The following is a 23,853-nucleotide window of genomic DNA, read 5'->3' as shown; positions in this document are numbered from 1 at the left end:
ACTTGGTGATCGCAGCCGTCAGCGTCGTCTTGCCGTGGTCAACGTGACCGATCGTCCCGATGTTGACGTGCGGTTTCGTCCGTTCAAACTTTGCCTTTGCCATGGGCATGGCTCCTTATGTTGACGGTGCGTGCAACCACGCACCCTACGGGGTTGGTAGGGTGCGCGGTTGCCCACGCACCGCCGGGATTACGCGTATTTCTTCTGGATCTCGTCCGAGATGTTCTGCGGCACGGCCTCGTAATGGTCGAACTGCATCGTGAACACCGCGCGGCCCGAGGACATCGAGCGCAGGTTGTTGATGTAGCCGAACATGTTGGCCAGCGGCACGAAGGCGTCGATGACGTTCGCATTGCCGCGCGAGTCCTGGCCGCGGACCATGCCGCGACGGCTGGTCAGGTCGCCGATGATCGAACCGGTATATTCCTCCGGCGTAACCACCTCGACGCGCATGATCGGCTCGAGCAGCTTGGCCCCCGCCTTCTTCAGCCCCTCGCGCATGGCGGCACGCGCCGCGATCTCGAAGGCCAGGACCGAGGAGTCGACGTCATGGAAGGCACCGTCGATCAGCGCCACCTTGAAGTCGATCACCGGGAAGCCGGCCAGCGGGCCCGAATCCATCACCGACTTGATGCCCTTCTCGACGCCCGGAATGTATTCCTTGGGCACGGCACCGCCGACGATGCGGCTTTCGAAGGAATAGCCCTCGCCCGGTTCGGTCGGCTGGATTTCCAGCTTGACGCGCGCGAACTGGCCGGTGCCGCCGGTCTGCTTCTTATGCGTATAGTCGATCTCGGCCGGCTGGCTGATCGTCTCGCGGTAAGCCACCTGCGGCGCGCCGATATTCGCCTCGACCTTGAACTCGCGCTTCATGCGGTCCACCAGGATGTCGAGGTGAAGTTCGCCCATGCCCTTCATGATGGTCTGACCCGATTCCAGATCGGTTTCGACGCGGAAGGACGGGTCTTCGGCGGCCAGGCGCTGCAGGGCCAGGCCCATCTTCTCCTGGTCGGCCTTGGACTTCGGCTCGACGGCGATCTCGATCACCGGCTCGGGGAAGGTCATGGTTTCCAGGACCACCGGCTTCGCGGGATCGCAAAGCGTGTCGCCCGTGGTGGTTTCCTTCAGCCCGGCCAGGGCGATGATGTCGCCGGCGAAAGCCTCGTCGATTTCCTCGCGGTTGATGGCATGCATGACCATCATCCGGCCGACGCGCTCGCGCTTGCCCTTGGTCGAGTTCAGCATCTGGTCGCCCTTCTTGAGCTGGCCAGAATAGATCCGCGTGAAGGTCAGCGAGCCGACGAAGGGGTCGTTCATGATCTTGAACGCCAGGGCCGAGAACGGGTCCGAATCCGAGGCGTGACGGGCGATGTTGCGCTCTTCCGTCTCGTCGCCCGGGGCAAAGCCCATATAGGCGGGAACGTCGGTCGGCGCCGGCAGGAAGTCCACCACGGCGTTCAGCAGCGGCTGCACGCCCTTGTTCTTGAAGGCGGAACCGGCCATGACCGGGAAGAAGGACAGCGACAGCGTGCCCTTGCGGATCAGCTTGCGCAGCGTCGCCTCGTCGGGCTCGTTGCCTTCCAGGTAGGCTTCCATCGCCTCGTCGTCCTGTTCGACGGCGAGTTCGATCATCTTGCCGCGCCATTCCTCGGCGACGTCCTGAAGCTCGTCGCGGATCGGCTGGCGAATCCAGGAGGCGCCCAGATCCTCGCCCCTCCAGACCCATTCTTCCATCTTGATCAGGTCGACGATGCCTTCCAGCTTGTCCTCGGCGCCGATCGGCAGGGCGATCGGGCAGGGGGTGCCGCCGGTGCGGTCCTTGATCATGGCGACGCATTTGAAGAAATCGGCGCCGATCTTGTCCATCTTGTTGACGAAGACGATCCGCGGAACCTTGTAGCGGTCGGCCTGGCGCCAGACGGTCTCGGTCTGCGGCTCGACGCCGGCATTGCCGTCCAGCAGGCAGATCGCGCCGTCCAGCACCGCCAGCGAACGCTCGACCTCGATGGTGAAGTCGACGTGGCCGGGGGTGTCGATGATGTTGAAGCGGCAACGCTCCTTGTCATCGGGGGTGAAGTCGGGATCCTCGTGGCGCTGCCAGAAGGTCGTGGTCGCCGCCGAGGTGATGGTGATGCCGCGCTCGGCTTCCTGCTCCATCCAGTCCATGGTGGACGCACCTTCGTGCGTCTCGCCCATCTTGTGGTTCTTGCCGGTATAGAACAGGATGCGCTCGGTCGTCGTGGTCTTGCCCGCGTCGATATGGGCCATGATCCCGAAGTTCCGGTAGCGCTCCAGCGGATATTCGCGTGCCATAAAGGGCCTTCCTTCCGGTTACCAGCGGTAGTGGCTGAACGCCTTGTTGGCGTCGGCCATCTTGTGCGTGTCCTCACGCTTCTTGACGGCGGTGCCGCGGCCGTTCACCGCGTCGGCCAGCTCGCCCGCGAGGCGCTCTTCCATGGTGTGCTCGTTGCGCTTTTTCGACGCGTCGATCAGCCAGCGGATCGCCAGGGCCTCGCGGCGCGACGGACGGACCTCGACCGGAACCTGATAGGTGGCGCCGCCGACCCGGCGCGAGCGCACCTCGACCGAGGGCTTCACGTTGTCGAGGGCTTCGTGGAAGACTTCGATCGGCTCGCGCTTCAGCTTGCCCTGGACGCGGTCGAGGGCGTTGTAGACGATGCGTTCGGCAACCGATTTCTTGCCGTCGATCATCAGGTTGTTCATGAATTTGGTCAGCACGCGATCGCCATATTTGGCGTCGGGCAGGACTTCGCGCTTCTCAGCGGCGTGACGACGGGACATGTGCCTATCTCCTTACTTCGGACGCTTGGCGCCGTATTTCGAACGACGCTGACGACGATCCTTGACGCCCTGGGTATCCAGAACACCGCGCAGGATGTGGTAGCGGACACCCGGAAGGTCTTTCACCCGGCCGCCGCGGATCAGCACGACGCTGTGTTCCTGCAGGTTGTGCTTTTCGCCCGGGATGTAGGAGATCACCTCGAAGCCATTGGTCAGGCGGACCTTGGCCACCTTACGCATGGCCGAGTTCGGCTTTTTCGGCGTCGTGGTATAGACGCGCGTGCATACGCCCCGCTTCTGCGGGCAGGATTGCAGGTGCTGCGACTTCGAGCGCTGCACCTTGGGCTGCCGCGGTTTGCGGATCAGCTGTTGGATCGTCGGCATTCGGTTCCCCGTCTTGCTTTCGTCAATACTCGCAGCCACCGGCTGCGCCACTTCTCGACGGCGAATCACGCGCATCGTGAAACGCCACAACCCATCCTGTCCCCGAGACCGGGGAGGACGGGCTGAATTACCAGAGGATCGGGGCATTCGGCCCGGATCATGACCACAGAGGTTCTGGGCCCCGATCAGATTCCTGACGGGTGAAGGCGCGTATATGGGCAAACCGGGGGTGAGTCAACAACCCCGCCACCGCTCCTCACCCCTGCCACAGGCGCCGCGCGCCCTCGTCCAGTCCGGGCAGGTCGATGCGGAAACGGTCGGCCAGCAAGGCTGGCATCGCAGCCCCCTGCCCCTCGACCGGATAGCCGGCGCCGACCGCGCCCGAGTCGTTGTCGCGATGCAGCATACGCGCATACATCACCTTGCCGGGCAAGGTCACGCCGGGCATGGACATCGCCACCTTCCAATGCGGGAAATGCAGCGCGCAGCGCCCGGCATCGGGCGGCAGATAGATGGTCAGCGCCGCGCTGGCATTGTGGATCATCCGCAGTTCCGCGTCGATCCCGCCCGCGCCCGCACGCAGCACCACCCCGCGGGAATAGTCGCAGGACAGCCGGCGCCTTTGCTGCCAGAGCGGCTGCATCGCCGCGAAATCGCGGCGCGCGTCGCGGATGTAATCCACCGCCACGGCATCGTCGTCGTCATGGCGGAAATGGCCGACGACATCCGCTCCCGCCTCGACATGGGGGGCGACGGCGACCATGCAGGCTTCGACATGCCGCTCCATCGGCGGGACCAGGGCCAGCCGCAGTTGCGGCATGATCCCGGCCAGCTCGCGCAGCCGCGACAGCCAGGGCTCGGGCAGGTCCGGCCCGGTCATCAGCACCAGGGTGAAATCCGGGTCGGTCTGGGCCAGCCAGCCGGGCAGCGCGACATGCTCGAACCAGAACCAGCGCCGCGCCAGCCGCGCGGGGTCATAGAGGAACGCCCGCCGCTGCTCCAGCGACTCGTGCATGACCTGGAAACCGCGCCCGCCGAGATAGGAAAACCGGCACAGGCCCAGCATCTGCACCCGCATCAGCCCCTCCCCTGCAACCGCCGCTCGCGCAGGATGGTATAGATCCCCGCCCCCACCACCAGCGCCGAGCCGGCCCAGGTCCACAGGTCCGGCCATTCACCGAAGATCGCCAGCCCCAGCACCACCGCCCAGACCAGCGAGGTATAGCGGAAGGGCGCGACAACCGAGATCTCGCCTACCCGCATGGTGGCGACGGCGGTGATATAGCCCACGGTCAGGAAGCCCGCCGCCATGGCCAGCAGCGCAAATTCGGCCAGGGTGGGAACGCGCCAGCTTTCCGTCCAGCCCAGCACGAAGCCCGACAGCATCACTGCCAGCGCCGCGTAAAAGGCGATGGCGGAGGAGCCGACCCCGACCGAGAAGGTCCGCGTCACCAGGTCGCGCAACACGATCAGCAGCATTGCCGCCAGCGCCACCGCCGACCACAGGTCGAAGGCGCCCGTGCCCGGCCGCAGGATCAGCAGCACGCCCAGAAAGCCGATGCCGATCGCCAGCAGCCGCCGCCAGCCCAGCCTTTCGTGAAAGAACAGCGCCGCCGCCAGCGTCACCGCCAGCGGCAGCGCCTGCATGATCGCCGAGATGTCGGCCAGCGCCATGCGCCGCAGCGCCAGCAGGTAGCACACCGTCGAGACCACGTCGGCCCCCGTGCGCAGCGCCAAGGGCCGGACATCGCCGCGCGGCACCTGCAGCCGGACGCCGCCCTGGGCCCGCGCGATCAGCACCATGGTCAGCAGCACCATGGCACCGCGGATGGCGATGGATTCGTAAAGCGGCAGGCTTTGCGTCACCGCCTTCATCAGCGCGTCATTGCAGATAAAGGCCGCCATGCTGAGCATCATCAGCGCCGAGCCGCGCAGGTTGTCGGCGGCGCTGGCGGAAAAGACCTGCGGCTCGGCGGGCGGCCGACCCTTTCGACCCGATGAAAGAAGCGGCGTGCGCATGGCGATTCCCGGCGGTTTTCCAATGCTTAGGAAAGCGCCGATGGAAAAGCCATAGCCTGTCAAGCGCGCCCGCAGCCGCTCGGCGGTTGCGCGGCCTTTTGGCCACGAAACGCCCGGTGCCGCGGCCGCGAACCTCTTGCCGGCCCAAGGGAATCCGCGCTCAGGCGTTGCGCCTGTACCACTGCTTTTTCCAGCCCGATCGGAAGATCAGATAGCCGACCAGAACAAGGACGCCGCCGATACCGCCATTCCTGAGCGCCCAGGAGAAGTTGGAGGTCAAGGCCAGCAAGGCGTCCAGCAGCATGGCCATGCCGAAAACCAACGCCGCCCCGCCGATGATGATCGGCCGCAGGCTGCGCCGCAGATTGGCCCCGCAGCCGGCGCAAACCGTAAAACCTTCCTTAACCTCCGAGCCGCAATGCCCACACAGCTGCATGGATGTACCTCCTCGACAATCGTTACCCTGGCGTTACCCCGGCCGGCCGAGGCCCGGAAACACAAGGGGCATCGGCAGGACGGCAGGCCGTTCACCGCAAGAAGGCGCCCAGGCAACCTTCGGCGGATAATGCCCACGCGATGCAATCCCAGATTGCCGGAACAGAGGCAAGCCCGCCGACAGCGAAAAGGCCCGGCATTGCTGCCGGGCCTTTCCTGTTTCCTTCCCTGGGCGATCAGTCCTCGCCGCCGACCTCGGCCGGGCTGTCCTCTGGCGCGATCAGCGCGGCGGCGGCTTCCGCCTCGGCCCGGCGCGCCTCGATCACCTCGTGGTCGCGATCGCTGGCGATGCGGCGCACGCGGGCCGTGGCCCCGCCGGTGCCGGCCGGGATCAGCCGGCCGACGATCACGTTCTCCTTGAGGCCGACCAGCTTGTCGCGCTTGCCCTGGACGGCGGCCTCGGTCAGCACGCGGGTCGTCTCCTGGAACGAGGCGGCCGAGATGAAGCTGCGGGTCTGCAGCGACGCCTTGGTGATGCCCAAGAGCACCGGCTCGCCGGTGGCCGGACGGCCGCCCTTGGCTTCGATCTTGGCGTTCTCTTCCTCGAACTCGTCGCGGTCGACATGCTCGCCCTTCAGCAGCGTGGTGTCGCCGCTGTCGAGGATCTCGATCTTCTGCAGCATCTGGCGGACGATCACCTCGATGTGCTTGTCGTTGATCTTCACGCCTTGCAGCCGGTAGACGTCCTGCACCTCGTCGATCAGGTAATCGGCCAGGGCCTCGATCCCCATGATGCGCAGGATGTCATGCGGCGCCGGGTTGCCGTCCATGATGTAGTCGCCCTTCTGCACGAAGTCGCCTTCCTGCACCGGGATGTGCTTGCCTTTCGGCACCATGTATTCGACCGGCTCCAGCGTGTCGTCGGCGGGCTGGATGGCGATACGGCGCTTGTTCTTGTAGTCCTTGCCGAAGCGCACATAGCCGTCCAGTTCGGCGATGATCGCGTGATCCTTGGGACGACGGGCCTCGAACAGTTCCGCCACGCGGGGCAGACCCCCGGTGATGTCCTTGGTCTTGGCGCCTTCGCGCGGGATACGCGCCACCACGTCGCCGGCGCGGATCTCCTGGCCTTCCTCGACCGAGAGGATCGCCTCGACCGACATCGGATAGGTGACCGGGTTGCCCTGTTCGTTGCGCACCGGCTCGCCATCCTGGTCGACGATGATGATCTCGGGCTTCAGCTCGTTGCCCTTGGGGGCCGAGCGCCAGTCCGTCACGATCTTCTGCGTCATGCCCGTCGCGTCGTCGGTCTCGTCCCGGACCGAAAGGCCGGTGATGAGGTCGACATATTTCGCGATACCGGCCTTCTCGGCGATGATCGGCAGGGTATAGGGATCCCATTCGAACATCTTCTGGCCGCGCGCCACGGCATCGCCCTCGCGCACGAACAGCTTGCTGCCGTAGAACAGCTTGTGGCTGGCCAGCGTCTCGCCCGTCGCCGACTTGATGTGCAGCTGCATGTTGCGGTTCATCACGATCAGCTCGCCATTGGCGTTTTCCAGCGTGCTTTCGTTCTCGAAAGCCACCGTGCCCTCCTGCGCCGCGGCGATGAAGGACTGCTGGCCGCCCTGGGCGATGCCGCCGATGTGGAAGGTCCGCATCGTCAGCTGCGTGCCCGGCTCGCCGATGGACTGCGCGGCGATGATGCCGACCGCCTCGCCGATATTGACCAGCGTGCCGCGGGCCAGGTCGCGGCCATAGCAGAGCGCGCAGACACCGTCGTCCGACTCGCAGGTCAGGGCCGAGCGGATGCGCACGTTCTGCACGCCCGCGCCCTCGATCTCGTCGGCCTTGCGCTCGTCGATCAGCTCGTTCTTGCGCACGATGACCACGTCCTCGCCCGGCACCAGCACGTCCTCGGCCGCGACGCGGCCCAGCACGCGCTCGGAAAGCGGGCTGACCACCTCGCCGTCGTTGACCGCCGCCGAGGCGGTGATCGCCCGGTCGGTGCCGCAGTCATGCTCGCGGATGATGCAGTCCTGCGCCACGTCCACCAGGCGGCGGGTCAGGTAGCCCGAGTTCGCCGTCTTGAGCGCGGTGTCCGACAGCCCCTTGCGCGCGCCGTGGGTCGAGTTGAAGTATTCAAGAACGGTCAGACCTTCCTTGAAGTTCGAGATGATCGGCGTCTCGATGATCTCGCCGTTCGGCTTGGCCATCAACCCGCGCATGCCGCCCAGCTGCTTCATCTGGCTGACCGAGCCCCGCGCGCCCGAATGCGCCATCATGTAGACCGAGTTCGGCTCCAGCTCGGCGCCGTTCTCGTCCTTCTTGGTGGCCGAGATGGTCTTCATCATGGCGTCGGTGACGCGGTCGTTGCATTTCGACCAGGCGTCGACGACCTTGTTGTATTTCTCGCCCTGGGTGATCAGCCCGTCCAGGTATTGCTGCTCGAACTGCTTGACCTGGTCCTGGGTTTCCTCGACCAGGTCCCATTTCGTCGGCGGAACGACCATGTCGTCCTTGCCGAAGGAGATGCCGGCGCGGAACGCCTCGCGGAAGCCCAAGCCCATGATCTGGTCGCAGAAGATCACCGATTCCTTCTGGCCGCAGTAGCGGTAGACGGTGTCGATGACGTTCTGGATATCCTTCTTGCGCAGCAGGCGGTTCACCAGCTCGAAGGGCGCCTTGGCGTTCTTGGGCAAGAGCGCGCCCAGCCGGATCCGGCCCGGCGTGGTCTCGAAACGCTTGATGACCTCGTTGCCGTTCTCGTCGATCTGCGGCAGGCGGGCGGTGATGCGGGCATGCAGATGCACCGCGCCGGAGGCCAGCGCGTGCTCCACCTCTTCGAGGTTGGCAAAGACCATGCCTTCGCCCTTCATGCCCTCGCGTTCCATGGTCGTGTAGTAGAGACCAAGGACCATGTCCTGCGACGGCACGATGATCGGCGCGCCGTTGGCGGGCGACAGCACGTTGTTCGTGGACATCATCAGCACGCGCGCCTCAAGCTGGGCTTCCAGCGAGAGCGGGACGTGGACGGCCATCTGGTCGCCGTCGAAGTCGGCGTTGAAGGCCGAGCAGACCAGCGGATGCAGCTGGATCGCCTTGCCCTCGATCAGGATCGGCTCGAAGGCCTGGATGCCCAGGCGGTGCAGCGTCGGCGCGCGGTTCAGCAGCACCGGATGCTCGCGGATCACCTCGTCCAGGATGTCCCAGACCGCGGGGCGTTCCTTCTCGACCAGCTTCTTCGCCTGCTTGACGGTGGACGAAAGCCCCTTCGCCTCAAGCCGCGAATAGATGAAGGGCTTGAACAGCTCGAGCGCCATTTTCTTCGGCAACCCGCACTGATGCAGCTTCAGCTCGGGACCGGTCACGATCACCGAACGGCCCGAGAAGTCCACGCGCTTGCCCAGCAGGTTCTGGCGGAACCGGCCCTGCTTGCCCTTCAGCATGTCCGACAGCGATTTCAGCGGCCGCTTGTTGTTGCCGGTGATGACGCGGCCGCGGCGGCCGTTGTCGAACAGCGCATCGACCGACTCTTGCAGCATCCGCTTTTCGTTACGGACGATGATGTCGGGCGCGCGCAGCTCGATCAGCCGCTTCAGGCGGTTGTTGCGGTTGATGACGCGACGATAGAGGTCGTTCAGGTCCGAGGTCGCGAAGCGGCCGCCGTCCAGCGGCACCAGCGGACGCAGTTCCGGCGGAATGACCGGGATCACGGTCAGCACCATCCATTCGGGACGGTTGCCCGATTCCAGGAAGCTCTCGACGATCTTCAGACGCTTGATGATCTTCTTCGGCTTCAGCTCGCCGGTCGCCTCTTTCAGCTCCTCGCGCAGCTGTTCGGCGGTGGCGGCCAGATCGATATTGGCCAGCATCTCGCGGATCGCCTCGGCGCCGATATTGGCGGTGAAGGCGTCGGCGCCATACTGGTCCTGCGCGTCCAGGAACTCCTCCTCGGTCAGCAGCTGACCATAGGAAAGGTCGGTCAGACCCGGCTCGATGACGACGTAGTTCTCGAAATACAGGATGCGCTCAAGATCGCGCAGCGTCATGTCCAGCATCAGGCCGATGCGCGAGGGCAGCGACTTCAGGAACCAGATATGCGCGACCGGAGCGGCCAGTTCGATATGGCCCATGCGCTCGCGCCGGACCTTCTGCAGCGTCACCTCGACGCCGCATTTCTCGCAGACCAGGCCGCGATACTTCATGCGCTTGTATTTGCCGCAGAGGCATTCGTAATCCTTGATCGGACCGAAGATGCGCGCGCAGAACAGACCGTCACGCTCGGGCTTGAACGTGCGGTAGTTGATGGTCTCGGGCTTCTTCACCTCGCCATAGGACCAGGCGAGGATTTCCTCGGGCGAGGCCAGCGAGATCTTGATTTCGTCGAACTGCCGCGGCGCAGCCAGCGGGTTCAGGGGGTTGGTGGCAAGTTCCTGGTTCATTTCCAAATCCTAATGAGGGGCGCGGTGGGGGAGATGAGGGGTCGCCCCCTCACTCCTCGTCCTCCGCATCCAGGAGTTCCATGTTGAGGCCCAGACCCCGGACCTCCTTGACCAGCACGTTGAACGATTCCGGCACGCCGGCCTCGAAATTGTCCTCGCCCTTGACGATGCTCTCATAGACCTTGGTCCGGCCGGCCACGTCATCCGACTTGACCGTCAGCATCTCCTGCAGGGTATAGGCGGCGCCGTAAGCCTCAAGGGCCCAGACCTCCATCTCACCCAGACGCTGGCCGCCGAACTGCGCCTTGCCGCCCAGCGGTTGCTGCGTGACAAGCGAGTAAGGCCCGGTCGAACGCGCGTGCATCTTGTCGTCGACAAGGTGGTGCAGCTTCAGGACGTATTTCATCCCGACCGTGACCGGACGCGCGAACTGCTCGCCGGTGCGGCCGTCGAAGACGATGGACTGGCCCGAGCTGTCGAAACCCGCACGGCGCAGCGCGTCGTTCACATCCGCCTCTTTCGCGCCGTCGAAGACCGGCGTGGCGATGGGAACGCCGCCGCGCACCGCATCGGCATGCTCCAGCAGGGTCTCGTCATCCATGCCCTCAAAGGTCTCGGCATAGAAATCGTCGCCATAGCCGTTCCGCATCGCCTCGCGCACCGGGGACATGTCGCCGTTGCGGCGATAATCCTGCAGCGCCTCGTCGATCTTGATGCCCAGCCCGCGCGAGGCCCAGCCCATATGCGTCTCCAGGATCTGCCCGACGTTCATCCGCGAGGGCACGCCCAGCGGGTTCAGCACCAGGTCGACCGGGGTGCCATCGGACAGGAAGGGCATGTCCTCGATCGGCACGACCTTGGAGACGACGCCCTTGTTGCCGTGACGGCCGGCCATCTTGTCGCCCGCCTGCAGCTTGCGCTTCACCGCGACGAAAACCTTGACCATCTTCATCACGCCCGGAGGCAGGTCGTCGCCCTGGCGCACCTTTTCGACCTTGTCGTCGAAACGGTTGTCCAAGGCCCGCTTCTGCGCGTCGAATTGCTGGTTCAGCGCCTCGACTTCCTTGGCGGTATCCTCGTCGGCGACGGCAAGCTGCCACCACTGGCCGCGGCTCAGCTGGCCCAGCAGATCCTCGTCCACCACGGCGCCGGCGCGGATGCCTTTCGGCCCCTTGACGACTTCCTTGCCCATGATAAGCGATTTCAGGCGCGCATAGATATTGCGCTCCAGGATCGCCAGCTCGTCGTCGCGGTCGCGGGCCAGGCGCTCGACTTCCTCGCGCTCGATCTGCAGCGCGCGCTCGTCCTTGTCGACGCCGTGGCGGTTGAACACCCGGACCTCGACGATGGTGCCGTAAGCCCCCGGCGGCAGGCGCAGCGAGGTGTCGCGCACGTCGCTGGCCTTTTCGCCGAAGATGGCGCGCAGCAGTTTCTCTTCCGGCGTCATCGGCGATTCACCCTTGGGGGTGATCTTGCCGACCAGGATGTCGCCCGGACCCACTTCGGCGCCGATATAGACGATGCCGGCCTCGTCGAGGTTGCGCAGCGCCTCCTCGCCGACATTCGGGATGTCGCGGGTGATCTCCTCGGGGCCCAGCTTGGTGTCGCGGGCCGCCACCTCGTATTCGTCGATATGGATCGAGGTGAACACGTCGTCGCGGTGGATCCGCTCCGAGATCAGGATCGAGTCCTCGTAGTTGTAGCCGTTCCAGGGCATGAAGGCCACGACCACATTGCGGCCGATCGCCAGCTCGCCCTGATCGGTCGAGGGACCGTCGGCCACGACCTGGCCCTTGACCACCCTGTCGCCCACCTTGACCAGCGGGCGCTGGTTGATGGTCGAGGACTGGTTGGACCGCTTGAACTTGCGCAGGCGATAGATGTCCACGCCCGCGTCGCCGGCGCCCAGATCCTCGGTCGCGCGGATAACGATACGCTGCGCATCGACCTGGTCGATGATGCCGCCCCGGCGCGCCATGATCGCAGCGCCGGAATCGCGCGCCACGGTCGCTTCCATGCCGGTGCCGACGAAGGGCGCCTCGGCCCGCAGCAGCGGAACCGCCTGACGCTGCATGTTCGAGCCCATCAGCGCGCGGTTGGCGTCGTCGTTTTCAAGGAAGGGGATCAGCGCCGCGGCAACCGAAACCAGCTGTTTCGGCGACACGTCGATCAGGTCCACGGCCTCGACCGGGTTCAGCATGAAGTCGCCGGCCTGACGGGTCGAGACCAGCTCGTCCACGAACTTGCCGTCTGCGTCCAGCGTCGCATTGGCCTGGGCGATGGTGTGGCGCATCTCCTCGGTCGCGGACATGTAGACCACCTCGTCGGTGACCTTGCCCTCGACCACCTTGCGATAGGGGGTCTCGATGAAGCCGTATTTGTTCACGCGGGCAAAGGTCGCCAGGCTGTTGATCAGGCCGATGTTCTGGCCTTCCGGCGTCTCGATCGGGCACATCCGGCCGTAATGGGTCGGGTGAACGTCGCGCACCTCGAAGCCGGCGCGCTCGCGGGTCAGACCGCCCGGACCAAGCGCCGAAAGGCGCCGCTTGTGAGTGACTTCCGACAGCGGGTTGGTCTGGTCCATGAACTGCGACAGCTGCGACGAGCCGAAGAACTCGCGCACCGCGGCCGCGGCCGGCTTGGCGTTGATCAGGTCCTGCGGCATCACGGTGTCGATCTCGACGCCCGACATGCGCTCGCGGATCGCGCGTTCCATGCGCAGCAGGCCGATGCGATACTGGTTCTCCATCAGCTCGCCGACCGAGCGCACCCGGCGGTTGCCGAGGTGGTCGATGTCGTCGATCTCGCCCTTGCCGTCGCGCAGTTCCACCAGCCCGCGGATACAGGCGATGATGTCCTCCTTGCGCAGGGTGCGCTGGGTGTCCGGCGCATCCAGGTCAAGGCGCATGTTCATCTTGACCCGGCCCACGGCGGACAGGTCATAGCGTTCGCTGTCGAAGAACAGGCTGCCGAACAGCGCCGAGGCGGCCTCGACGGTCGGCGGCTCGCCCGGGCGCATGACGCGATAGATGTCCATCAGCGCGCCTTCGCGGCTCATGTTCTTGTCCGCCGCCATGGTGTTGCGGATATAGGGGCCGACATTGACATGGTCGATGTCGAGGACCGGGATGTCCTCGATGCCGTTGTCCAGCAGCACCTTCAGCAGCCCGCCCGAGATCTCGCCGTCGCGGTCGTATTCGACGGTGATCTCGTCGCCGGCCTCGGCATAGATCAGGCCGGTCTGCTCGTTGATGATGTCTTTCGCGACAAAGCGGCCGATGATCTTCTCGAAGGGCAGCAGCAGGTTCACGTCGCCTTGTTCAAGCAGCTGCTTGACCAGCCGCGGCGTCACCTTGTCGCCGGCCTTGGTGATGATCTCGCCGGTCTCGGCGTTCACCAGGTCATAGGTCGGACGGGTGCCGCGCACCCGCTCGGGGAAGAATTTCGTGACCCAGCCCGCGGCCTGCCCCTTGCCGGCGCGCTGCAGCTTGTAGTCCACGGTGTTGTAGAAGGCATCCATGATGCCCTCCTGGTCCATGCCGAGGGCATAGAGCAGCGTCGTCACCGGCAGCTTGCGGCGGCGGTCGATGCGCGCGAAGACCAGATCCTTGGCGTCGAACTCGAAATCCAGCCACGAACCGCGATAGGGAATGATGCGGCAGGCGAACAGCAGCTTGCCCGAGGAATGGGTCTTGCCGCGGTCATGGTCGAAGAACACGCCGGGCGAGCGGTGCATCTGCGACACGACGACGCGCTCGGTCCCGTTCACGATGAACGTCCCGTTCTGCGTCATCAGCGGCATGTCGCCCATGTAGACATCCTGTTCCTTGATGTCCTTGACCGATTTGGCGCCGGTCGCCTCGTCGACATCGAACACGATCAGGCGCAGCGTCACCTTCAGCGGCGCGGCGTAGGTCATGTCGCGGCTCTGGCACTCGTCCACGTCGTATTTCGGCTTTTCCAGCTCGTATTTCACGAATTCCAGCGTCGCCGTCTCGTTGAAGTCCTTGATCGGGAACACCGACTGGAAGACGCCCTGGATGCCTTCGCCGTCCTGATGGCCTTCGCCCTCGCCCGAGCGCAGGAACAGGTCATAGGAAGATTTCTGAACCTCGATCAGGTTCGGCATCTCCAGAACTTCGCGGATATTGCCATAGTAACGCCGGATGCGTTTCTGGCCGACATAAGCTTGCGCCATAGAGGGTCTTACCTTTCGTCTTTCGCTTGCACCGGCCGTCGGGGCCCGACCGGCGCAAGGCGGCGAATGAGGGGCGGGGTTCCATTCGTGCCGCGCGTCCCACCGCGCAGCTCCCGAACCCCGAACATGCCCTGAAGGAAGGTCTGCTCGCGAAACCGTCCTTCAAGACAGGTTCGGCAGGGACCGGGAAACCCCGGACCCTGCCCAATTCTTCCGAAATCAACCGGCCGAAACGGCCAATTACTTCAGCTCGACCTTGGCGCCAGCCGCTTCGAGCTTCTTCTTCATTTCTTCGGCATCGGCTTTCGAGGCACCCTCTTTCACCTTGCCGCCGGCTTCGACCAGATCCTTGGCTTCTTTCAGGCCCAGGCCGGTGATGCCGCGCACTTCCTTGATCACGTTGATCTTGTTGGCGCCGGCGTCCACCAGGACGACGTCGAATTCGGTTTTTTCTTCGGCGGCTTCAGCCGGGCCAGAGGCCGGGCCGGCAACCATCACGGCGCCGCCGGCGGCGGGCTCGATGCCGTATTCGTCTTTCAGGATGTTCTTCAGTTCCTGGGCTTCCAGCAGGGTCAGGCCCACGATTTCTTCGGCGAGTTTCTTCAGATCAGCCATTTTTCCGTTCTTTCCATTAAGTGTTCCAACGTCGGGGTTTCAACCCCACGACGGAATGGGGATTGCCTCAGGCGGCCTCGCGCTCTTCCAGAGTCGAGAGGATGCCCGCGATGTTGCTGGCAGGTGCGCCGATCGCGCCCGCGATGTTGGAAGCAGGGGCACCGATGCAGGCCACGATCGAAGCGATAAGCTCCTCGCGCGACGGCATCTGGGCCACGGCCTTCACACCGGCCGGGTCAAGCGCCGTGTCGCCCATCGCACCGCCCAGGATCACGAACTTGTCGTTCCCCTTGGCGTATTTATCCGCGACCTTGGCGGCAGCCACCGGGTCTTCGGAATAGGCGAGCACGGTCATACCCGTCAGATAGTCGGCGATGCTTGCGCAAGGCTTCCCATCCAGGGCGATCTTGGCGAGCCTGTTCTTGGCAACGCGAACGGACCCGCCGGCTTCGCGCATCTGCGCGCGCAGGTCCTGCATCTGGGCAACCGTCATTCCCTCGTAGCGGGCAACCACCACGACGCCAGAGGCTTCAAAGATCTGGCCGAGTTCTTCGACCACCTGTTCTTTTTGCGCTCTATCCACGGTTTCACTCCAAGTTGGGGGTTTCCCCCCGGCTCTCACTTTCCAGCCGCCCGAACAGCGACCGGATGGGTCCGTGACGGTCCCAAGATCCCCCGAAGAAACCTTCGGAAAATGGTCTTGATCCCATCTCAGGAAGGACGATTAAGCCGGCCAGATAGCGTATCGGGTCGGCACCCTCCGTCTCGGACAGGACGGGGCATCGCTGCCCCGCCATTCGCCGGACCCTGTTGCAGGGTGCCGGCGAAATTCTTGCGCGCTTACTGCGCGACCGCCGAAGACAGGTCCAGCGACACGCCCGGACCCATGGTCGAGCTGATCGAGACCTTCTTGACATAGGTACCCTTGGCGCCCGACGGCTTGGCCCGGTTCACCGCATCCACGAAGGCGCGGATGTTCTCGGCCAGCTTCTCGGCATCGAACGAGGCCTTGCCGACACCGGCATGGACCACGCCCGCCTTCTCGGCCTTGAACTGGACCTCGCCGCCCTTGGCGGCCTCGACGGCGGCCTTCACGTCCATCGTCACCGTGCCGACCTTGGGGTTCGGCATCAGGTTGCGCGGACCCAGGATCTTGCCCAGACGGCCGACCAGCGGCATCATGTCCGGCGTGGCGATGCAGCGATCGAACTCGATCTTGCCCGACTGGATCGTCTCCATCAGGTCTTCCGCACCGACGATCTCGGCGCCGGCGGCCTTCGCCTCGTCAGCCTTGGGGCCGCGGGCGAAGACGGCGACGCGCACATCCTTGCCGGTGCCGTTGGGCAGGGTCACGACGCCGCGGACCATCTGGTCGGCGTGGCGGGGATCGACGCCCAGGTTCATCGCGATCTCGACGGTCTCGTCGAATTTCGCGCTGGCGTTCTCCTTGACCAGCTTGACGGCTTCCTCGACGGGAAGATTCGCCTTGCCGGCAAAGGCGGCGCGGGCGGCGGCTTGCTTTTTCGACAGTTTAGCCATGGCTTAGCCTTTCACCTCGATGCCGATCGAACGCGCCGAGCCCAGGATGATCTGCATCGCGGCCTCGATGTCGTTGGCGGACAGATCCTTCATCTTGGCTTCGGCGATCTCGCGGACCTGCTTGGCGGTCACGGTGCCGGCGACCTGGCGGCCGGGCTTTTCCGAACCCTTGGCGCGGTTGCGCTTGCCGACCGGCTTCAGGCCGGCGGCCTTCTTCAGCAGGAACGAGGCCGGGGGCGTCTTGGTCTCGAAGGTGAAGGACTTGTCGGCGTAATAGGTGATCACGACCGGAACAGGGGCGCCCTGCTCCATCTCCTGCGTCTTGGCGTTGAACGCCTTGCAGAATTCCATGATGTTGATGCCGCGCTGACCCAGGGCCGGGCCGACGGGCGGGGACGGGTTCGCCTGACCCGCCTTGATTTGCAGCTTGAGGCTGCCGACAACTTTCTTGGCCATCTGGCCCTCTCCTTATCATCACGCCCCGCCCGTTATTGGACCGATGGGGCCGACTTAGCGGTACGGCTGCGCCCCGAAGGGCCGGCGCCTCCCGCAGACGATCACGCGGTCTTGGCGACCTGCGTGAATTCCAGTTCCACCGGCGTCGGGCGGCCAAAGATGGACACCGTGACCTTGATGCGGTTCGCGGCCTCGTCCACTTCCTCGACCATGCCCGAGAAGCCCTCGAAGGGCCCGTCGGTCACGTTCACCTTTTCGCCCACATCGAACCGGATCAGGTTGCGCGGCGCGACCTCGGCCCCGCCCTCGCCGGTGCGATGCAGGATCGCGTTGACCTCGTCGTCGCGCATCGGCATCGGCTTGCCCTGGGCACCCAGGAAACCGGTCACGCGGTTGATCGAGTTCACCAGGTGATAGGTCTTGTCCGACAGTTCCATGCGCACCAGCACATAGCCGGGCATGAAGCGGCGCTCGGAGGTGACCTTCTTGCCGCGGCGGATCTCGATCACTTCCTCGGTCGGGACCAGCACCTCGTCGATCTCGTCTTCCAGGCCCTTTTCGACAACGGCCTGGCGAATCGCCTCGGCGACCTTCTTTTCAAAGTTCGACAGGACGCTGACCGAATACCAACGCTTTGCCATGTCTCGATCGACCCCTGTTTCCTTCCGGGCAGGCCAAGGCCAACCCATTGAATTCCTTACCCGCCCCGACCCACCCTTGGGCACATGCCGCAGGCGCCGGCCAAATTGAAATCGGCGCGCACGACCGAATCGATGCACGCCGTATCACGGGCAGGTCGGGCGGACATAACGCCCCCTGCCCCTCAATGCAAGCCCTCAGCTGCCGACCAGGTTGATCACGACCGAAAGCCCGGTCTTGATCAGCAGGTCCACGAGGAAGAAGAAGATCGAGGCCAGCGTCGCCATGATGAAGACCATGATCGTGGTCGTCACCACCTCGCGGCGCGTGGGCCAGGTGATCTTGCCAAGCTCGGCACGGACCTGGCTGATGAACTGGACGGGATTGGCCATGGATTTTCCTTCGGTCTTGCAGCGGGTCAGATAGCCTGCACCGGCCGGCATTTCAAGCGCCGATCTGAGCGGGGGGCGATCACGGCTCCAGGAACTCGACCCCCGGCATGGCGCGCAGGGCGGCGATGTCCTGCGCATAGTTCCAGGCCGAACGGGCATGGGTCTCGTCATCCAGCAGGCGCAGCCGGGCATGGCCCGAGGCGGGCTGGAAACGCTCGCGCGCGCGCCGCGCCAGGATCCGCTGGTCGATGCCGTCGCCCGAGGCGGCGCGGCGCAGCAGCCAGTCGTAGCCGGCCTGGGTCAGGCTGACATTGGCGGGCGGCGGGTCGGGCACCTCGGCCGCAAGGCCGGCGGGCAGCAGCCGTTCAAGCAGCCGCGGGCGTAGCGCCGGATAATCCTCGTAGCGCCACAGCACGATGCGCGAGACCCCCTCGACCGCCGCCAACCGTCCGACCAGCCCCGCCCAGGCCGAGCGCGCCGGGTCGCGGCCGCCCAGATAGGAATGGATGTCGATCTCCTTGCCGCCGGCAACCTGGAGCGCGAAGGCCGAGACGTTGAAGGAGGCGGGGTCGCGCAACGACAGATACACCACCGCAGGCCCGCCGCCCGCCAGGGCGATGACATGCCGCAGCCGCTGCGCCGCGCGGGGATAGATCTCGCCGCGCCGGGAAAACAGCCGGCTGCGATGGGTCATGCCCAGGATGTTTTCTTCCGAGATCAGCAGATCGCGGCAGCCCTGCCGCATGTCCAGCAGCATCCGCCGGGCGGAGTCCTGGTCCCGCCCGCCGATGCCCTGGGCCAGGACGGCAGAAAGCGATAGCGGCTGACCGCGCAGCATGGCCGGATCGACATAGGCCAGCCCGGCGCCAAGCAGCCGGTCGCGCACCTGGCGCAGGGAAAATTGCAGATGGGTCGAGGCGGTCTTGTGCGCCCCCAGATGTATGCTCAGCGCCATGGGATCTCGGCAGGGATCGGAAGGCACGCGGCTTGACACGGGAAGCGGCTGGCAGGGGCAGAGGGACTCGAACCCCCGACCCTCGGTTTTGGAGACCGATGCTCTACCAACTGAGCTATACCCCTAGGCCGCGCTGCTGATTACGGCAGGTCCGGGCGGGGTTCAAGAGGGAAGATCACTCGGCCTCAAGAAACCCGCCGGACTGCCGCGCCCAGAGGCCGGCATAGATGCCGCCGCGCGCCAGCAGCGCCTCATGCGTGCCCTGCTCGACGATGCGGCCCTGCTCCATCACCACCAGCCGGTCCATGCGCGCGATGGTCGACAGCCGATGCGCGATGGCGATCACCGTCTTGCCTTGCATCAGCATGTCGAGCTGCGACTGGATCGCCGCCTCGACCTCGCTGTCCAGGGCGCTGGTCGCCTCGTCCAGCACCAGGATCGGCGCGTCCTTCAGCAGCACCCGCGCGATGGCGATGCGCTGGCGCTGGCCGCCCGACAGCTTGACCCCGCGTTCGCCGACATGGGCGTCAAGCCCGCGCCGGCCCTGCGAATCGGTCAGGCCGGCGATGAAATCCGCCTCGGCCAGTTCGGCGGCGCGCAGGATCTCGGCCTCGGACGCGTCCGGCCGGCCATAAGCGATATTGTCGCGGATCGAGCGGTGCAAGAGCGAGGTGTCCTGCGTCACCACGCCGATGGCGGCGCGCAGGCTTTCCTGCGTGACCTGCGCGATGTCCTGGCCGTCGATCAGGATGCGGCCCGATTCCAGGTCGTGGAAGCGCAGCATCAGGTTCACCAGCGTCGACTTGCCCGCGCCCGAGCGCCCGACCAGCCCGATCCGCTCGCCCGGCGCGATGGCCAGGCTCAGGTCGTCCAGCACCGCGCCGCGGCCGGGCCGCGCCGCCTCGCCATAGCGGAAGGTGACGCGGTCGAACTCGACCCGCCCCTCGGGCACCGAAAGCGGGCGCGCACCGCGCGCATCCGTCACCATGCGCGGCAAGGACAGCGAGCCGATGCCGTCGCGCACCGTGCCGATATTCTCGAAGAGCCCGGCGAATTCCCACATGATCCAATGCGACATGTTGCCCAGCCGAAGCGCCAGCGGGATGGCCACGGCGACCGCGCCGACCTCGATCTTGCCGCCGACCCACAGCCACAGGCCCAGCACCGTGACCGAGAAGGTCAGGAGCGAGTTCAGCGTGGACAGCAGGATGTTCTGGATCGAGGCCAGCCGCATCTGCCCATGCACCGTCTGCAGGAAACCGTCCATGCTTTCGCGGACATAGGCTTCCTCGCGCGATGAATGCGAGAACAGCTTCACCGTCGAGATGTTGGTATAGCTGTCCACCACCCGGCCGGTCATCACCGCGCGGGCATCGGCCTGCGCCTCGCTGATGCGGCCGATGCGCGGGATCAGCCACCACAGCAGAAGCCCGTAGAGGATGCCCCAGCCGGCAAAGGGCAATGCCAGCCAGCCGTCGGTCGAGGCGGCCAGGATCAGCGCGCCGATGAAATAGACCCCGACATAGACCAGCACGTCCATGAACTTCATCGCCACTTCGCGCACCGCCAGTGCGGTCTGCATCAGCTTGGTGGCGATGCGGCCGGCGAACTCGTCCTGGAAATAGCTCATCGACTGGCGCAGCAGATAGCGATGCGCCTGCCAGCGGATGCGCTGCGGGAAATTGCCCATCAGCGTCTGGTGCATCAAGAGCGAGAACAGCACCTGCAGCAGCGGCAGGCCGATCACCAGGATCGCGCCCATCAGGATCAGCCGGTTGCCCTCGACCGCCCAGAAATTCTCGCGATCGGCGCCGGCCAGCCGGTTCACCAGCTCGCCCAGATAGCCGAACAGCACCACCTCGGCCACGGCGATCATCGCCGAGCAGGCGGCCATCGCCAGCATGTAGCCCTCGGCCCCGCGCGAGAAATGCAGGATGAACCGCCACAGCCCCTGCGGCGGCATGCGCGGCGGATCGGCGGGATAGGGATCAAGCCGGCGCTCGAACCAGCTGAACATGACAGACCTCATTCGCATCAGTCCGGGCGCTTGCCCGGTTCGTTTCGTCGCGCCGCCTCAGGCGGCCAGTTCCTCAAGCGCCGCGACATCGGCACGGGCCAGCGCGGCGGTGGCGCGGGCGAGCCGCGCCACGGGCCAGTGCCACCATTGCAACGCCATGAGCCGGGCGATGGTGGCATCGTCGAAGCGCAGCCTTATGACACGACCGGGATTGCCCGCGACCANAGCGCGGCGGTGGCGCGGGCGAGCCGCGCCACGGGCCAGTGCCACCATTGCAACGCCATGAGCCGGGCGATGGTGGCATCGTCGAAGCGCAGCCTTATGACACGACCGGGATTGCCCGCGACCACCGCGTAATCCGGCACCACGCCCCCGACCACCGCGCCGGCGCCGATGATGACGCCGCTGCCGATCCGCGCGCCCGGCAGGATGGTGGCGCCGTCGCCGATCCAGACATCGTGGCCGATCACCGTATCCGGCAAGCCGCTGATCTGGTCGATGTAATCGCCGACCCGCGCATGGTCGAAGATCGCGAAGGGATAGGTCGAGATCCCGGCCATCGGATGATTGGCCGAGGCGGTGACGATCCGCACCCGGTCGGCGATCTGGCAGAACCGCCCGATCACCAGCCGCTCGGGCGCGCCGGCATAGGTATAGGGCGCCAGCCGCGCCGCCCAGTCGTCCGGCGGGTCGAAGCTGCTGGCATAGGTGAAATCGCCGATCTCGATATTCGGATGGTCGATCACCCGGTTCAGATGCACCAGCCCCCGGTTCAGAGTGCCGTCGGGAAAGCGCATGGGATGGGGCAAAGCCGCATCAAGGAAGTGGGCAGTCATGGGAATCCTCTTCAATCCGTCCGTGAAAGGTCAGATTTGCGAGTTGTCCATGACACCGTTCTCCTCTGCTGCGGCAGGCACCATAGCGGGATTTCGCCGCCGAGGCAACCGGGGCGGCAGTCGGGCCTGGATGCGCTGGCGCCGGGGGGCTCCGCCCCCGCCCCTGCGGGGCTCCCCCGGAGTATTTGGAAAACGGAGAAAGCGCATGCGGCGCGCGGCCTGCGGTCACAGGTGCCGGGTCTCGGGTGCGGGGTTCCACCAGGCGTCATGCGCGCCGTCGGCATAGAAGACCGGGGCGGCGATCAGCTCGGCCTCGGACACATCGTCCAGCGCACTGACGCAGACCTGGACGAAGCGGCCGCCCATCTCTTCCAGGTTGCCCTCAGTCCACAGCCTCGTCCCGCAGCGGGCGCAGAACATATGGTGCATGTCCACACCGTCCTGCTGCCGGCGCGGGGTCTCGGCCAGCATCTCGGCGCCATGGGTGATGCGGAAGCGTTCCGGGTCGGGCAACCGCATCTCCCAATAGCGCATCTTGCGGCAGAAGCTGCAATTGCAGCGCATGGTGCCTTGCGACAGGTCGCCCTCGGCCTCGAAGCGGACGGCGCCGCAGAAACAGGAGCCGTGATAGGCGGTCATGCCGGCTCTCCGTGGTGGACGGCCTCGATATTGTTGCCGTCAGGGTCGAGCACGAAGGCGCCATAATAGCCGGGATGGTATTCCGGCCGCAGCCCCGGCGCACCGTTGTCCTGCCCGCCCGCGGCCAGCGCGGCGGCATGAAAGGCGTCCACCGTCGCCCGGTCGGGCGCGGCAAAGGCGACATGAGTGCCCGGACCGGCAGACCGGCCGCTGCCGATCCAGAAGAACGGCTTGCCCTCGCGGCCATAGCCCAGATGCGCGCCATGGCCGCCGGTCATCTCTTCGGTCACCTCCATCAGCAGCCCGATGCCCAGCGGCACCAGCGCCCGGTCGTAGAAAGCGCGCGAGCGGGCCAGGTCCGAGACGGGAAATCCGATATGGTCGATCATGCGAAATCTCCTTTCCCGGCAAGGATCGCCCCGTCCTGCTGACAATTCGCGTCAGGAGAGCTTTGCGGCGAAGAAATCCAGCGTCCGCTGCCAGGCCAGTTCCGCCGCCGCCTCGTCGTAGCGCGGCGTTGTGTCATTGTGGAAGCCGTGCTGGGTGCCGGGATAGAAAAAGGCCTGGTATTCCTTGCCATGCTCCTTCAGCGCCGCCTCATAGGCCGGCCAGCCCTCGTTCACGCGCTCGTCGTGCTCGGCATAATGCAGCATCAGCGGCGCCTGGATCTGCGCCACTTCCTCGGGACGGGGCTGGCGGCCGTAGAAGGGTACCGAGGCGGCCAGTTCGGGATAGGCCACCGCCAGCGCGTTGCAGACCCCGCCGCCATAGCAGAAGCCGACCGCGCCGACCTTGCCGGTCGAATCGGCATGGTCGCGCAGGAATTCATGGGCGGCAAAGAAATCCTCCATCAGCTTCACCGGGTCGAGGCCGGCCTGCATCTCGCGCCCCTGCTCGTCATTGCCGGGATAGCCGCCAAGCGGGCTCAACCCGTCCGGCCCGAAGGCCAGGTAGCCCGCCTTGCCCAGGCGACGCACGACATCCTCGATATAGGGGTTCAGCCCGCGGTTCTCGTGCACCACCAGCACGGCGGGCAGCTTGCCCTGCGCCCCGGCCGGCCGCGCCATCAGCCCGCTGATGCGGCCATTGCCCGCGGGGCTGTCATAGCTCACGGCCTGGGTCGCGATGGCGGGGTCGTCGGGCGGTACCTGCTGGGCCAGGGCGTAATTTGGCCGCAGCGCCTCGAAGATCGCCGCGGCGCTCATCCCGGCGGTGGCGAATTGCGCCGCCTGCACCATGAACTCCCGCTTGCCGATGCGCCCATGCACATAGCCGTCGAAGATCTCGAGGATGCGGGGATGGAAATCGGAAGCCTTCCTGCGTTCGGTCATCGTCCTCTCCCTTTGCCTGCTGGCGCAAGGATAGCATGAAAAACCCTCTCCGGCCCCTCTCCCGCGCGTCCGCTTTGCCTTGCTTCTTTCTTGCCGAAATATCCCGGGGTCCGGGGCAGCGCCCCGGCTGCCGCGCCGCGGCAAGCAGAAA

Annotated in this window: 21 protein-coding genes and 1 tRNA gene; all 22 read right to left on the bottom strand. The window is 65.6% G+C overall.

The annotated features are described in order from the left end of the window. A partial coding sequence (locus ACDP63_RS21200) for a GTP-binding protein (protein ID WP_195930770.1) occupies positions 1-103 on the bottom strand: 103 nt, incomplete at its 3' end. A gap of 86 nt (positions 104-189) precedes the next feature. Further along, complete coding sequence (gene fusA / locus ACDP63_RS21195; RefSeq protein WP_024845732.1) at positions 190-2,313, bottom strand: elongation factor G; 2,124 nt, start codon at positions 2,311-2,313, stop codon at positions 190-192. A gap of 18 nt (positions 2,314-2,331) precedes the next feature. Beyond that, positions 2,332-2,802: a 30S ribosomal protein S7 gene (gene rpsG / locus ACDP63_RS21190; RefSeq protein ID WP_011747098.1), complete on the bottom strand. Its 471-nt coding sequence runs from the start codon at positions 2,800-2,802 to the stop codon at positions 2,332-2,334. Between the two features lie 12 nt (positions 2,803-2,814). Continuing rightward, positions 2,815-3,186: a 30S ribosomal protein S12 gene (rpsL, locus tag ACDP63_RS21185; RefSeq protein ID WP_010399029.1), complete on the bottom strand. Its 372-nt coding sequence runs from the start codon at positions 3,184-3,186 to the stop codon at positions 2,815-2,817. Positions 3,187-3,442: 256 nt separating this feature from the next. Further along, entirely contained in the window at positions 3,443-4,264 is an 822-nt protein-coding gene (locus ACDP63_RS21180) for a putative rhamnosyl transferase (RefSeq protein ID WP_024845733.1), read from the bottom strand. Beyond that, a complete protein-coding gene (locus tag ACDP63_RS21175; protein ID WP_024845734.1) occupies positions 4,264-5,205 on the bottom strand; it encodes a DMT family transporter in 942 nt (313 codons plus the stop codon). The genes ACDP63_RS21180 and ACDP63_RS21175 overlap by 1 nt, the downstream gene beginning before the upstream one ends. Positions 5,206-5,365: 160 nt before the next feature. After that, positions 5,366-5,641 carry a zinc ribbon domain-containing protein gene (locus ACDP63_RS21170; protein ID WP_024845735.1) on the bottom strand — a complete coding sequence of 92 codons (276 nt, stop codon included), beginning with the start codon at positions 5,639-5,641 and terminating at the stop codon, positions 5,366-5,368. 235 nt (positions 5,642-5,876) lie between these two features. Next, complete coding sequence (gene rpoC / locus ACDP63_RS21165; RefSeq protein WP_409928611.1) at positions 5,877-10,085, bottom strand: DNA-directed RNA polymerase subunit beta'; 4,209 nt, start codon at positions 10,083-10,085, stop codon at positions 5,877-5,879. 49 nt (positions 10,086-10,134) lie between these two features. Then, complete coding sequence (gene rpoB, locus ACDP63_RS21160; RefSeq protein WP_024845737.1) at positions 10,135-14,283, bottom strand: DNA-directed RNA polymerase subunit beta; 4,149 nt, start codon at positions 14,281-14,283, stop codon at positions 10,135-10,137. A 240-nt stretch (positions 14,284-14,523) separates the two neighbouring features. Then, the gene (gene rplL, locus ACDP63_RS21155; protein WP_409928610.1) at positions 14,524-14,898 is read right to left on the bottom strand and encodes a 50S ribosomal protein L7/L12; all 375 of its coding nucleotides are present in this window, start codon (positions 14,896-14,898) and stop codon (positions 14,524-14,526) included. A gap of 67 nt (positions 14,899-14,965) precedes the next feature. Then, complete coding sequence (rplJ, locus tag ACDP63_RS21150; protein ID WP_024845738.1) at positions 14,966-15,481, bottom strand: 50S ribosomal protein L10; 516 nt, start codon at positions 15,479-15,481, stop codon at positions 14,966-14,968. A 257-nt stretch (positions 15,482-15,738) separates the two neighbouring features. Then, the gene (gene rplA, locus ACDP63_RS21145; protein WP_024845739.1) at positions 15,739-16,437 is read right to left on the bottom strand and encodes a 50S ribosomal protein L1; all 699 of its coding nucleotides are present in this window, start codon (positions 16,435-16,437) and stop codon (positions 15,739-15,741) included. Positions 16,438-16,440: 3 nt separating this feature from the next. Beyond that, the gene (gene rplK, locus ACDP63_RS21140; protein ID WP_024845740.1) at positions 16,441-16,893 is read right to left on the bottom strand and encodes a 50S ribosomal protein L11; all 453 of its coding nucleotides are present in this window, start codon (positions 16,891-16,893) and stop codon (positions 16,441-16,443) included. A gap of 101 nt (positions 16,894-16,994) precedes the next feature. After that, complete coding sequence (nusG, locus tag ACDP63_RS21135) at positions 16,995-17,534, bottom strand: transcription termination/antitermination protein NusG (protein ID WP_024845741.1); 540 nt, start codon at positions 17,532-17,534, stop codon at positions 16,995-16,997. A 195-nt stretch (positions 17,535-17,729) separates the two neighbouring features. After that, positions 17,730-17,924 (bottom strand): preprotein translocase subunit SecE, encoded by a 195-nt coding sequence (gene secE / locus ACDP63_RS21130; protein ID WP_024845742.1) that lies wholly within the window; start codon positions 17,922-17,924, stop codon positions 17,730-17,732. 79 nt (positions 17,925-18,003) lie between these two features. Then, the gene (locus tag ACDP63_RS21125) at positions 18,004-18,879 is read right to left on the bottom strand and encodes a hypothetical protein (RefSeq protein WP_024845743.1); all 876 of its coding nucleotides are present in this window, start codon (positions 18,877-18,879) and stop codon (positions 18,004-18,006) included. Positions 18,880-18,928: 49 nt separating this feature from the next. Next, positions 18,929-19,004 (bottom strand) — tRNA-Trp (locus tag ACDP63_RS21120). Positions 19,005-19,054: 50 nt separating this feature from the next. Beyond that, positions 19,055-20,896, bottom strand: coding sequence for an ABC transporter ATP-binding protein (locus ACDP63_RS21115; protein WP_024845744.1), 1,842 nt, complete (start codon positions 20,894-20,896; stop codon positions 19,055-19,057). A gap of 194 nt (positions 20,897-21,090) precedes the next feature. After that, positions 21,091-21,732, bottom strand: a complete 642-nt coding sequence (locus ACDP63_RS21110; RefSeq protein ID WP_409928609.1) for a CatB-related O-acetyltransferase — start codon at positions 21,730-21,732, stop codon at positions 21,091-21,093. Between the two features lie 225 nt (positions 21,733-21,957). Then, positions 21,958-22,371, bottom strand: a complete 414-nt coding sequence (locus tag ACDP63_RS21105) for a GFA family protein (RefSeq protein ID WP_024845746.1) — start codon at positions 22,369-22,371, stop codon at positions 21,958-21,960. After that, positions 22,368-22,760 (bottom strand): VOC family protein, encoded by a 393-nt coding sequence (locus tag ACDP63_RS21100; RefSeq protein ID WP_024845747.1) that lies wholly within the window; start codon positions 22,758-22,760, stop codon positions 22,368-22,370. The genes ACDP63_RS21105 and ACDP63_RS21100 overlap by 4 nt, the downstream gene beginning before the upstream one ends. 51 nt (positions 22,761-22,811) lie before the next feature. Then, positions 22,812-23,702, bottom strand: a complete 891-nt coding sequence (gene yghX / locus ACDP63_RS21095; RefSeq protein ID WP_028710833.1) for a YghX family hydrolase — start codon at positions 23,700-23,702, stop codon at positions 22,812-22,814. Positions 23,703-23,853: the final 151 nt, after the last annotated feature.

The organism is Paracoccus sp. P2, assembly GCF_046335115.1.
Classification (GTDB): Bacteria; Pseudomonadota; Alphaproteobacteria; order Rhodobacterales; family Rhodobacteraceae; genus Paracoccus; species Paracoccus pantotrophus.
Note: the sequence above shows the minus strand (reverse complement) of the source record. Positions and strands in the feature narration are given on the sequence as shown.

What these genes read in the sequence shown, in the direction of transcription:
- fusA (WP_024845732.1), bottom strand. Translation starts at nt 2,313, where the DNA reads ATGGCACGCGAATATCCGCTGGAGCGCTACCGGAACTTCGGGATCATG.
- rpsG (WP_011747098.1), bottom strand. Translation starts at nt 2,802, where the DNA reads ATGTCCCGTCGTCACGCCGCTGAGAAGCGCGAAGTCCTGCCCGACGCC.
- rpsL (WP_010399029.1), bottom strand. Translation starts at nt 3,186, where the DNA reads ATGCCGACGATCCAACAGCTGATCCGCAAACCGCGGCAGCCCAAGGTG.
- ACDP63_RS21180 (WP_024845733.1), bottom strand. Translation starts at nt 4,264, where the DNA reads ATGCGGGTGCAGATGCTGGGCCTGTGCCGGTTTTCCTATCTCGGCGGG.
- ACDP63_RS21175 (WP_024845734.1), bottom strand. Translation starts at nt 5,205, where the DNA reads ATGCGCACGCCGCTTCTTTCATCGGGTCGAAAGGGTCGGCCGCCCGCC.
- ACDP63_RS21170 (WP_024845735.1), bottom strand. Translation starts at nt 5,641, where the DNA reads ATGCAGCTGTGTGGGCATTGCGGCTCGGAGGTTAAGGAAGGTTTTACG.
- rpoC (WP_409928611.1), bottom strand. Translation starts at nt 10,085, where the DNA reads ATGAACCAGGAACTTGCCACCAACCCCCTGAACCCGCTGGCTGCGCCG.
- rpoB (WP_024845737.1), bottom strand. Translation starts at nt 14,283, where the DNA reads ATGGCGCAAGCTTATGTCGGCCAGAAACGCATCCGGCGTTACTATGGC.
- rplL (WP_409928610.1), bottom strand. Translation starts at nt 14,898, where the DNA reads ATGGCTGATCTGAAGAAACTCGCCGAAGAAATCGTGGGCCTGACCCTG.
- rplA (WP_024845739.1), bottom strand. Translation starts at nt 16,437, where the DNA reads ATGGCTAAACTGTCGAAAAAGCAAGCCGCCGCCCGCGCCGCCTTTGCC.
- rplK (WP_024845740.1), bottom strand. Translation starts at nt 16,893, where the DNA reads ATGGCCAAGAAAGTTGTCGGCAGCCTCAAGCTGCAAATCAAGGCGGGT.
- nusG (WP_024845741.1), bottom strand. Translation starts at nt 17,534, where the DNA reads ATGGCAAAGCGTTGGTATTCGGTCAGCGTCCTGTCGAACTTTGAAAAG.
- secE (WP_024845742.1), bottom strand. Translation starts at nt 17,924, where the DNA reads ATGGCCAATCCCGTCCAGTTCATCAGCCAGGTCCGTGCCGAGCTTGGC.
- ACDP63_RS21125 (WP_024845743.1), bottom strand. Translation starts at nt 18,879, where the DNA reads ATGGCGCTGAGCATACATCTGGGGGCGCACAAGACCGCCTCGACCCAT.
- ACDP63_RS21115 (WP_024845744.1), bottom strand. Translation starts at nt 20,896, where the DNA reads ATGTTCAGCTGGTTCGAGCGCCGGCTTGATCCCTATCCCGCCGATCCG.
- ACDP63_RS21105 (WP_024845746.1), bottom strand. Translation starts at nt 22,371, where the DNA reads ATGACCGCCTATCACGGCTCCTGTTTCTGCGGCGCCGTCCGCTTCGAG.
- ACDP63_RS21100 (WP_024845747.1), bottom strand. Translation starts at nt 22,760, where the DNA reads ATGATCGACCATATCGGATTTCCCGTCTCGGACCTGGCCCGCTCGCGC.
- yghX (WP_028710833.1), bottom strand. Translation starts at nt 23,702, where the DNA reads ATGACCGAACGCAGGAAGGCTTCCGATTTCCATCCCCGCATCCTCGAG.